We start from the raw sequence: 729 nt of genomic DNA on the forward strand, positions 1-729 counted from the left end.
TCTATCGCTCGCCCCCCCGTGCTTTACATCACCTATGATGGCGTGCTTGAGCCGCTCGGCCAAAGCCAAGTGCTGGGCTATCTCGAAATCCTCGCCGCAGATTGGCCGATCCACCTCATTTCCTATGAGAAACAACAAGACCGCCAAGATACGGAGCGCATGGGCACCATGCGGAAACGACTAGACAAAGCAGGAATTTCGTGGACCCCACTCACCTATCACAAATCTCCATCGGCTCTGGCAACCGCATACGATATCGTGATAGGAGCGGTCACCGCTATACATCTCACGCTGCATCATCGCGTCAGAATCGTCCATGCGCGCAGCTATGTACCCGCTTTAATAGCGCTCGGCGTTAAACAAATCACAGGGGCGAAATTTCTGTTCGACATGCGGGGCTTCTGGGCGGACGAACGTATTGACGGCGGACTTTGGCCGCGCAATGGGCTTCTGTATCGAACCGCGAAAACTCTGGAGCGACGATTCTTGAGCGCTGCCGATCACGTCGTTACGCTCACCCACGCCTCGAAACGCGAAATCGCGCGTTTTCCCTATCTCAAGAATCGTATGCCGCCTCTGACGGTGATCCCCACTTGCGCAGATCTCGACCGCTTCCATCCACCAGAGAAGCGCGCCAACAGCCCCTTAACGCTCGGCTATGTCGGATCTGTCGGAACTTGGTACATGTTCAATGAAATCCTGACTTTCTTCCGTGCCCTTGTCGACCGT

The 729-nt window shown here is 55.3% G+C and carries 1 protein-coding gene; it reads left to right on the top strand.

The window, feature by feature from the left end:
* Positions 1-18: 18 nt before the first annotated feature.
* The coding region (locus tag NEI07_RS16835; protein ID WP_256036156.1) for a glycosyltransferase at positions 19-729 on the top strand (711 nt) is incomplete at its 3' end.

Source organism: Methylocystis suflitae (genome assembly GCF_024448135.1).
Lineage (GTDB): Bacteria > Pseudomonadota > Alphaproteobacteria > Rhizobiales > Beijerinckiaceae > Methylocystis > Methylocystis suflitae.